The sequence below is a fragment of the Pseudoalteromonas amylolytica genome (genome assembly GCF_001854605.1).
GTDB classification, from domain to species: domain Bacteria; phylum Pseudomonadota; class Gammaproteobacteria; order Enterobacterales; family Alteromonadaceae; genus Pseudoalteromonas; species Pseudoalteromonas amylolytica.
The window spans coordinates 949,894-961,658 of sequence record NZ_MKJU01000025.1 but is presented as its reverse complement, the minus strand read 5'-3'; the positions used below and the strand labels follow the sequence as shown (position 1 = coordinate 961,658).

Here is an 11,765-nt window from a genome sequence, read left to right as displayed (position 1 = left end):
CACATACACGGTATTTTGAATATAGAAGGATGAATATGTCGTTTTTTAAAAAAGTCTTAAGTAGCGTTGGTATTGGCGCCGCGAAGATAGATGCAGTATTAGATCACCACCAAGCAGCTCCGGGAGATGAATTAACTGGGGTTATTAAAGTCGTTGGTGGTAGTGTTGCACAGGAAATCAATAAAATTGACCTAGATGTGGTATGTAATTATACCGTTGAAGTTGAAACAGAAAATGATGATGTTGTCACTGAAGTGAGAGAGTACACTTTGGCGCGTTTTGTGTTGGACGAGAAGTTTACAATTGAGAGCGAACAGCACAAGGAATTTCCCTTTGTATTGGCGCTTTCTGAGGATACGCCACTTACTGTTGGTCACTCTAAAACTTGGTTAGAGACCAATCTCGATATAGATATGGCGCTTGATAAGTCAGATAAAGACTATGTGCACGTGGTGCCAAATACGCTACAACAGGCGGTTATTGATACGTTAGAAAGCCTTGGTTTTAAGTTGTATGAGGCTGACTGTGAAGGTATCGATTCAATGTCTTTTGCAAAGCTTCCGTTTGTGCAAGAACTAGAATTTAAAACCATTGGTGGTCAATTTCATGGTCACTTCGACGAAGTCGAGGTAGTATTTTTTAATCGAGGTGAACAATTGGAAATCATTTTTGAAATTGATCGTAAAGCCAGAGGATTAGTTGGGTTCTTCAAAGAAGCGATGGACTTGGATGAGTCAAAAGCTAGATTACTCATCAGCAGTGATGATCTCCCACACTTGGCAGATATGATAAACCACTTATTAGAACAGCACTGCTAGATTAAGGCATCAAACTAATCGGCGGACTTGCCTAACCTGAACTCGGATAAGCTGCATGCTATCGCACTATGCTTATGTTTATTTCTGCATCCCGAGTTCAGGTTACCTAATTTAATAGCGGGTTTTCACTTAGTACCCTATAGGTCAGCTTTGATAACATTAAACGCTCAACAAGACTCCCTCATAGTTAGAAAATCTACACGTTCAAAAAAGTCAAAGTACATTAATTGTCACATGATTACGGCAATCTCTTAAAAACTAAAAAACGTCTACACGCGCATCGCCGATCTTCAATATCAAATTATTAAAAATTTCATAAGCCTGAAATAAGCTAAGCAAAATAATATAGTTAGGCTACACTTTTCTAAAAACAACGGCTAAAGCTGGTTGATGGCGAAATTTGATTATTTTTACAAGTGGTGTGATCAACACGGACGGCTGGTATAACTACCGTGTAAGACGCTGTAATTTACCTAATCTTAGTGATTTTATACTATACAAAGGTAAATTAAATGCACAAAGGTGTTCTTTGTGTTAATTTTTTGTATTTATTTCTTTATTAGTTTTCTGGGTGTGGTAACATTCTGTTCTAATAGGTAATTTTTTAGACCGTTAAGTTTTTTGAAATTGTTTGTGGTGCCGTAGCTGTTTAATACGAGATTTACGATTTCTGCTTAGCAAATATTGTAATTAGCACGATAGTTTTATGTGTTGATTGAAGTAGTTGTAGTAATAAGAAGCAGTTGATTAGAGAACACTTTCTCTGATTATTCTTAGTTAGCACTCAATGGATGTTTTGCATATATGCATTTGTTGATCTAAATGAATTAGTTGATTTTTATCAATTGTAAGATCGTAAATGTGCGGTGTTGCCATTGATGTCACTTGGCGGTAGCCACAGTGATCTATGTGGTAATACGGTACTTATCGTTGATGGGCATGGAATGAATACAAACATAGTGGCGTCTTTAGTTTCATTGGCTAAAACGCGTGGCGATGATGTCGCATATCAATATTTCTTCGAAGATGAGCAAGCAAGTAAAACCCTTACCTACGCACAGTTAGACCAAAATGTAAGAGAGATTGCATCACAATTAAAGATCCACTTTAAAAAAGGCGACCGAGCCTTGCTGCTTTACAACTCGGGTTTTGAGTTTGTTGAAGCATTCTTTGCCTGTTTATATGCGGGTGTTGTTGCGGTTCCAGCGTACCCTCCGAAGAAAAATCAAAATATTGATAGGCTGCGTAGCATCATAGTAGATGCTGGCGCCACAGGTGCATTGACCACAAGTAGGATCAACGACATCGCAAGACCGCTTTTTGAGTCTGAACCAAGCTTGACCGCATTACCCATTTTCACAACTGATGTGCGAAATAGCGAGCTTGTTGAACCACTTGCATGGCAAGACATTGACATTAAAGGTAGCGATCTTGCCTTTTTGCAATATACATCAGGTTCTACTGGTAACCCAAAAGGCGTGATGGTCGACCACGCGAATATCATTGATAACGAAGAAATGATGAAGCTTGCATTTGGCCACAATGAAAACACGCCGATTGTGAGTTGGCTCCCGCACTTTCATGACATGGGCCTTATCTTTGGGATCATGCATCCAATCTATATCGGTGCACCTGCAGCATTGATGAATCCAACTTACTTTTTGCAAAAACCAGTGCGTTGGTTGAAATTACTTAGCGAAACAAAGGCTTTGACCTCCAGTGCGCCTAATTTCGCGTATGATTTGTGCGTTGATACGGTTAAAGATGAAGAACTCGCTACACTAGATTTATCACACTGGCGCTGTGCGCTCAATGGCGCTGAGCCTGTTCGAGCCAGTACGCTTGAGCGCTTTTATCAAAAATTTAAACGTTGTGGCTTAACGCGTCAGAGCATTTCCCCATGTTATGGCATGGCTGAAACCACATTATTTGCCACAGGTGGACGCCTGTCACAGCTGACCAAGGTGCTAAAACTCGATGCGGAGCAAATGCACCAAGGTAAGGCGGTGTTAGCCGAGCAGTATCAACAAGAACAGCCTTTTTACGATTTGCAGGCTGAGGATAACGAACAAGCATACCATGCTATATCTTGTGGCGTGAGCTGGCAAAATCACACGATTGTTATTGTTAACCCAGAATCAAAGCTGCGCTGCGACGAAGGTGAAATCGGTGAAATATGGGTAAAAGGGGCAAGTGTTGCCAAAGGGTATTGGCAAAACGAGCAAGCAACCGAAGAAACCTTTAATGCCTTTATTGCTGATGAGCATGATGGCCCATATTTGCGTACTGGCGATCTTGGATTTATGTATCAAGAAGAGCTTTATGTGACTGGTCGTTGCAAGGATGTGCTGATTTTCAGAGGGAAAAATTATTATCCGCAGGATATAGAGCTGACTGTTACAGAAGCACACGATGCGCTAGATAACAACGGAGGCGCAGCATTTTCGATAACGACCGATAATGGTGATCAAGGGTTGGTGGTTGTGCAACAGGTTAAGCGCACAGCACTTAGAAAGCTCGATGCACAGCAAATATTTGCAGCGGTGACTCAAGCTATCATCGAGCAGCATGGCATTACCCCTTATGAGCTTGTACTTATTAAACCAGGAAGAGTGTTAAAAACCTCTAGTGGTAAGATTCAACGGCAAGAAAATAAACGCCACTATCTAAATAACGGCTTCGAGCCCGTGGCTCGAAGCCGTGATATACCGCATACACAGGCCAACACATCGTCAGTTTCCGTCAACGGCGCAAGCGCTAGCAAAGCAATGCGAGATGCAGTGCAAAAGGTGCTAAAAGAGGTGATAGCGTTTGAGGTGGATAAAGACCCTAAGTCTCTTGATATTGATGCAACGTTTCAGTCGTTGGGTATTGATTCTATGAAAGCTGTGCGTATTTCCGGTGAATTAATGGAAATTCATAACATAGAACTTGAAGCCACAGTGTTATATGAATACCCAAGTATTGCGCAGCTGACGCAATACCTTTGCGAATTTGAGTCGATACAACAGGCATTCCAAAACTCTGACAGGCAAGTAAAAAGTGAAAATGAAACGGCTAAGTCAGATATCACTCAACCAGCAAAGCAACAAAACATATCTGACGATGCACAGGGTGATATTGCCGTCATCGGTATGGCATGTCGCTATCCACAGGCAGAGGGCTTAGCTGCGTATTGGCAGTTACTGGTTGATAAGGTTGACGCCATCAGCAAACCCTCTGTAGAGCGCCTTTCATTGTGTCAGCAATTGGATGCACATCGTATGGGCGGCTATCTGGACGAAGTCGATTGCTTTGATCCCGCGATGTTTGCGCTCTCCCCAAGCGAAGCGAAATTTATCGACCCCCAGCACAGAATACTACTTGAGACCACTTATCATGCTATGGAAGCGGCGGGCTATCGACCGGAGGAATTAGCGGGCGAAAATGTGGGGGTGTATGTTGGTATATCACAAAATGACTACTTTCTATTGTCACGACAAGCTCTGTCAGAAAACCCTTATTTAGGCACGGGGACGGCGCTAAGCATTGCTGCTAATCGTTTGTCATACACCTACAACTTTACAGGTCCGAGTGTCGCTGTCGATACGGCGTGCTCGTCGTCTTTGGTGGCTTTACATCAAGCGATGCAAGCGATACGTAATAACGAAATCCCACTGGCGTTGGTATCTGGTGTCAATTTGATCTTAAGTAATGAGGTGACTGATGCTTGTGAAAGCGCACAGATGCTCTCAGCCGACGGACATTGCAAAACTTTCTCACAAAGCGCCAATGGTTATGTACGAAGCGAAGGGGTAGGGAGTGTTTTATTAAAACCTTTGGCTCAGGCTGTAAAAGACAATGACCCAATCTACGGTGTACTTAAAGGCAGTGCAGTCAATCAAGATGGTCGCAGCAATGGCTTAACAGCGCCTAATAGCGGTGCCCAGCAAAAAGTGATCAATGCAGCTTTGGAAAATGCGCTTGTTTCAGGTGGCGATGTCCAGTATGTCGAAACTCATGGTACGGGTACAGAGCTTGGAGACCCTATTGAGGTCTCTGCGCTAAATAAAACATATGGTGTTCATAAAACCACTTCTCAGCCGCTCATACTCGGCTCAACAAAAGCCAATATTGGTCATTTAGAATCTGGTGCGGGTATTGCTGGGCTTATCAAGGCGTTACTGTGTTTAGAAAATAAACAAATCCCTGGGCAAAGATACGTAGAGCAACTTAATCCTCATATCGCGTGGGATAAAATGTCGCTGACGGTAAAAAGTGAGCTTACTGCTTGGCCTGAACACCCAGGCAAGGCAGCAATGGCAGGGGTTAGTTCATTTGGATTTGGTGGTACTAACGCCCATGTGATCTTAAGTGAAGCACCTGTGCAAAAGGCTGCCAAGTTGGATTTATCAGCAACAAACACGCCTTATATTTTGCCGTTGTCAGCCAAATCTGAAGCATCACTTGCAAAACTCATCGATAAATACGCACAAACATTAAGCACCCTCAGTAACGAACAGTTTGATGCTTTAATTTATACCGTAGCGCATAGGCCTTTTATAAAAGGCTTCAGGGCTGGAGTGTATGCAACATCGCGTACGCAATTACTTAAGAACTTAAAACAAGGCGTACACCAAGCATCAAAAGATAGTGCTAACAAACCAGACCTTGTCTTTTTGTTTACTGGGCAGGGCGCACAGTACCACGCGATGGGCAAGGCGCTTTATGATACGCAGCCCGTGTTTAAAGCGGCGATAGACAAATGTGATGCGCTGTTGTCTGACAAGCTCGGTGAGCGCCTGTTGGATGTGTTGTATGGTGATGAGACAGATGAACTGTTAGATCAAACTAAGTGGACTCAGGTTGCTATTTTTGCCATTGAATATGCACTGTGTGAGCTTTGGATAAGCTTAGGAGTGACGCCAGACAAGCTAGTCGGCCATAGTGTGGGGGAATACGCAGCAGCCTGTATTGCAGGTGTGTTCTCACTGGCAGATGCGATTAAGCTCATAAGTGCACGCGCGCAACTTATGCAGCAACTTGAAGCAACAGGGAGTATGGTGTCAGCCCGTTGCGAAGAGTCGCTGGCTGAAGAGTTAATTAAACCTTTTAGTCAAGAAGCTGCCATTTCGGCCTATCACGGTGAAAGTGGAGTGGTGTTCTCTGGTAGCGATGAAGCCATACAGAAAATTAGTGAGCAACTAACGCAGCGAAGCATAAAATATAAGGCATTGAACACGGCGCGGGCCTTTCATTCTCCGTTGATGCAACCTATGCTTGCAGATTTTAAAGCCGTTGCCGAAACGTTGAATTATGCACCGCCACGTTACGAGTTTATATCGAGCGTAACAGGGCAGAGCGAACACGAAGCATTGTGTCAGCCAGCATATTGGGTCGAGCAGATAACCCAGCCTGTTCGGTTTGCTAAAGCGCTCACACATCTAGCATCGCTTGAATATTGCTGTTTAGTCGAGGTAGGACCAAAACCTGTACTTAGCACCATAGTTCAAGAAAACCTGCCAAGAGCAAATTGCGAATACATTAGTGTTTTACATCCCAAAGGTGATGGATTTGAGCGCTACGGCGCGGCTATTGCTCGTGCGTTTGAACTTGGCGTGGATCTTAACTGGTCCACAATATACCCCGCTTGTGATGTACAAAGACAACCCATTCCTAGCTATCCATTTGCTAAATCGCGCTTTTGGGTTGTGGGGGATTCATCCAATTACGAGGTTGTTGACTCACAAGTGCAACCTCAAGGTTCTACGCAGTCACGCCATGAGGTTATCAGCGGGTTCGTTCTCAATACGTTGTCATCGCTGTTATCTATGCCTGTAACTGATATTGATACTCAGCAGCCTTTGTTGGAAATGGGCGTGGACTCTTTGATGATCATGCAGGCGGTTAGAACTTATGAAAAAGAGTTTTCGTTAGAGTTCAGTGTTAGGCAGTTTTATGAAGAGTTAAGTACAGTCGAGCGCTTAGTCGATTACATCGAACGCCACAGCGACTATCAAAGTACGCCAGAACTGTCGGCACCAACAGAGGTAGTTGCACAGAGTCATAACGACATTACCGCAGCGAGTAACAATTCGACGCATGCTGTAAACGAACAAATTTTGACAGCAATCTGTAAAGAGCAATTGCAGGCTGCGGCAAGCGTTACCTCAGAGCAGGCAAGGTTAAGTGTTGATGCTGTAAGCGCTAGACAACTACAAATGTTGCAGGGTTTTGCGCTCACACAAACGGCTTCTACAGAGATGCAAACGACAAATCTAGCAACTGCAAAGCTCAAAGTTTCGAAAATCGCCGCTTCGGTACGCCCACAAAGCACCAGTGTGCTGCCAGGTTTTGCATCAAAACAGCTAAGTGCACAGCAAAGCGGCGAGGTTAGCAAAAGTTATCAAGCGCAGTTGGCAAAAAGCTATTGCGAAAAAACCTCTAGCTCAAAACAACTGGTTGGCGAGCACCGTTCACATCTAGCAGATTGCCGAGCTTCGGCAGGGTTTAGGTTGTCGAGTAAGGAAATGCTGTACCCAGTGTTTGGAAAACGCTGCCAAGGTGCGCGTATTTGGGATATCGATGACAATGAATATATTGATATTACCATGGACTTTGGGGTTAACCTGTTCGGTCACAAACCGGAATTTATCACTCAGGCGATGTACGAACAAATCGACTCGGGGTTACAGCTGGGCTTGGCAAGTCCTTTGGCCTGCGATGTGGCTAAGCTTATCAGTGAGCTGACTGCTTTAGAGCGGGTTACATTTTGTAACTCGGGAACCGAGGCGGTGATGACTGCGGTTCGTTTAGCCCGTACCCACAGCAAAAAAGACAAAATTGTTCAGTTTAATGGCGCTTATCATGGCCATTATGATGGCACGCTAGCCCATCCAACGCCGGCTGGTGATGATGTTGAGCCAATGTGTTCAGGTGTACGCCATGGGGCCATTGCAGATAATTTAGTGCTTGATTACGGCAGCGAACATGCTTTGGACGTTATTCGTGCTCAAGCGGATTCTATCGCTGCGGTGTTGGTGGAGCCTGTGCAAAGTCGTCACCCTGAACTGCAGCCTTGGGCGTTTTTACATCAGCTACGAGCATTGACCAAAGAGTTGGGAATAGCCTTAATTTTCGATGAAATGATCACCGGCTTTAGAGCACACCCAGGTGGGGTACAAGCATTGCTCGGAATTCAGGCTGATATGGCGACCTATGGCAAGATTGTTGGCGGCGGAATGCCCATTGGTGTGGTTGCAGGCAGTGCACAATACTTAGATTGTATTGATGGGGGGGCTTGGCAATATGGCGACCAGTCATATCCACAAGTTGATACCACGTTCTTTGCGGGTACATTCTGCAAACACCCATTGGCGATGGCGAGCGCAAAAGCGGTACTGAGTGAAATTAAAAAGCGCGGCGCACAATGTCAGGAGCAAATCACTGAAAAGACCACGTATTTAAAACAAACGCTGAACACATTTTTTGAATCTAAAAATATCCCCATTAGTATTGAGTCGTTCGCGTCTTTGTTCCGTTTCAGATTTAACCAAAACTTGGATGTGTTTTTCTATGAAATGCTTAACCGTGGGGTGTTTATTTGGGAAGGCCGTAATTGTTTCTTAAGTGATGCTCACAGCGATGCCGATGTAGAGGCTATCATCCAAGCGGTAAAAGACAGCGTATTGGCGCTTCAACAAGCGGGGTATTTCGGGCCGATAGCCACGCTAACATCCGCTGGTGTTAACGAGTTTGCGCTCACCGAAGCTCAGCAACAGTTGCTTGCTTTGGCCCTTCGCAGTGAAGAGGGCGCTAAAGCGTATCACCTGCAAGCGACACTCATGCTTCAAGGTAAGCTTGATAAAGCACAGCTTCAAAATGCAGTCGCTCAGGTATATCACACTGTGCCGATCCTCAATTATGGTGTAAATACCGACAAGCTGTGTCATCAGAGATTGGAAAAGCAAACACCACAACTTGACGTTATTGAACTCGGCCAGGGAGATAAAATTGACGAACAATTGCAAACGCTGCGCTATAGGCCGTTTGATTTTGAGCGCTCAGGCTTATGTCGTTTTACATTAATTGCAACTGATGAAAACACCCACTATTTAAGTGTGGTTGCCCATCACTTGTTGTTTGATGGCATTGCAATGGCGCAGTTGCTTGAGTATATCGCCAAGTTTTATTGCCAACCTTTCGCAGCAACTAGCCAGCAAGTCGTACACTTTAGTGATTATGTTGAAGCCTTGGAAGAGTATCGTGCATCACCAAGTTTTACGGCAGATGAGCAGTATTGGCGAAAACAATTGGCGGATTGTCCAAGTGTGTCTTTACCAAAAAGTGCTAACAACATTCAAACAACACACTATGCGGTAGATAGCTTAAACTACATAGTTGGCAGTGATGCTATCAATAACATTGCTACATTGGCCAAACGCCAAGGCTGTGGTCAATTTGCAAGTTTGCTTGCGATATACATGTTGTGGCTGCACAAACTCAGTACAGAATCCGTTGTTACTGTGGCTATTCCCGTATCAGACAGACAATTGCTAGCAGGGAGGCGTGACTCTGCGTTACTAGACCAAGCGCTTGTAGGGTATTGCACCAATATTTTGCCTATCTCAGTGAATGTAGGTGCATGCCAAGACGTTGGAATATTGATAAAAACTGTTCAAGCTCAACTGCTTGATGCGTTTGAACATCAACACTATCCGTATTCGGCACTCACTCAGCAAGCGGTTAATTTACCAGCTACATTGTTTAATTTAGACAAAGTACAGAGCTTGCCTGATTTTACTGGTTTGATGACTCAAGATATAAGTAGTTCGGCTCAATATGGACAATTTGAACTGAGCTGCAATCTAGTTTGTATCGAGCAACAATGGTCATTACACATAGAGTTCAACCAAGGCAAATTTGAACGAGATATGGTTGAGTGCCATGTGCAAAGCCTGATGTCACTGCTATGTGAATTACAATGTGATGATGCTTTGTCGAGCAGGACTTGTTCATTACTTGGCAAACAGGAATATCATTCGGTGTTGCTTGCGCCATTGCAACACGGTCAACATAAGCTCCCAAGCAATAGCAGTGTTATCAGTGACTTTGATAAAGCTGTAACACGTTTTCCCAAGCACATAGCATTACAAAGCGAGCTACAGAGCCTGAATTATCAGGAGCTTGATGAGCGAGTTAATCAAATGGCTCATTATCTGGCGCAAAAAGGTGTATCGGAGAGGCAACTAATCGCCATAGCGTTGCCAAGACGCAATGAATTACTGATCACTTTGCTGGCGGTTATGAAGCTTGGGGCTGCTTACTTACCTTTAGACTTAGCTTACCCAGAATCGCGTATCAAAGACATTCTTGAGGATGCTACCGTCAGCATGTTGATATGTGACAGCCAAAGCGCTGACAGTGTTATCCAGCAAAGCGACTACATCATAGCGGATATCGACAACGATGCGCAGTTGATAGCAGCGCAAAAAAGCACGCCTTGTTCGGTAGATTTAACTCCTGCGCATCGTGCGTATGTTATCTACACGTCCGGCTCCACAGGTAGGCCAAAAGGCGTTGAAATTAGCCATAGTGGTTTGGTTAACTTGCTTCGAGCTATGCAAGCTGAGCCTGGAATAAGCGCTAACGATAAGCTGTTTGCCGTTACCACTATCGCGTTTGATATCGCCATGCTTGAGCTGTTTTTGCCGCTAACGGTTGGGGCCACAACGGTCATTGCGAATGAGCAAGTTTGCAGCGACCCACAGGCAATTACTGCACTTATCAAAAACAATGACATCTCCGTCATGCAGGCAACGCCAACGCTTTGGCGACTACTACTCAATACCGAGCCTAGCTGCGTCAACGGGTTAAAGGTTTTGTGTGGTGGAGAGCCATTAGATCAAGCGCTTGCTTGGCAGGTTATGGAAAATGGTGGTGAGCTTTGGAATATGTATGGGCCAACAGAGACAACCATTTGGTCAGCGGTCAGCCACATAACTGATGCCCAACGCATCACCATAGGCGACGGCATAGCGAATACCAGCCTGTTTGTTATGGATGAGCAAGCTCAAGATCAGGCATTGCCATTACCAATTGGTGTATGGGGTGAGCTGTGGATTGGTGGCGCTGGTGTTGCTATGGGCTACCTCAACAGAGCGGCGCTTACGAGTGAGCGTTTTGTTAATCATGATTTTGCAGCACAACTTCAACAACGCATCTACAAAACAGGTGACAGAGCAAGGCGTTTAGCAGATGGTCGTATCGAGCTACAAGGGCGACTCGATCAGCAGGTCAAACTCAACGGACATCGTATCGAGCTCGGGGAAATTGAATACCATATTTCTCAGCTGCTTAGCAGTTCATACATCAAGGTACTGATTGTTGAGCTGAGCGTCGGTCACAACGCACTGTGCGTTTATTGTCTGGCGTCCGAAGAACAGCAATCACAGTGGACGTTACCTATGCTGCGTCAGCAGCTCGCACAGTACTTACCGAGCTACATGCTGCCTGAATACTTGTGCTGGCTCGAACATTGGCCAACCACGGCTAATGGCAAGCTCGACACGAAGGCGTTACCCGAGATACAGGTACAGCAGGCGCAAGATGTTGAGATGCGATTGCCACAAACCCCCAGTGAAGAAACGCTATTGCAATGCTATGCAAACATTTTGCAGCGCGAAACCCTAGCTACCACCCAGAGCTTTTTTGACATCGGTGGTAATTCGGTACTTGCCATGCAACTGGTATCAAGTATCAACGCGGCGTTTGGGGTGCGTATAACGGTTGCTGATGTATTTGATTACCCGAGTATTTTGCAACTGGCTCAGCGTATTGATGATTTATTAAGTGCACGAGCTGCCGCAGGTGCTTCTGTGAACGTACAGCAGGTGAGCGATGTGGTAAGCGGCCGTGATATCAGCGACGCGTTAGCGGATCAATCCATGACGGAGATGGACTTGTAAT

2 protein-coding genes are annotated in these 11,765 nt (G+C 44.9%); both read left to right on the top strand.

The genetic code is table 11. The features are described 5' to 3' along the window. The first annotated feature begins 35 nt into the window (after positions 1–35). A complete protein-coding gene (locus BET10_RS10610) occupies positions 36–818 on the top strand; it encodes a sporulation protein (protein ID WP_070985517.1) in 783 nt (260 codons plus the stop codon). Positions 819–1,696: 878 nt separating this feature from the next. Next, positions 1,697–11,764 carry a non-ribosomal peptide synthetase/type I polyketide synthase gene (locus tag BET10_RS10605; protein WP_240503673.1) on the top strand — a complete coding sequence of 3,356 codons (10,068 nt, stop codon included), beginning with the start codon at positions 1,697–1,699 and terminating at the stop codon, positions 11,762–11,764. Position 11,765: the final 1 nt, after the last annotated feature.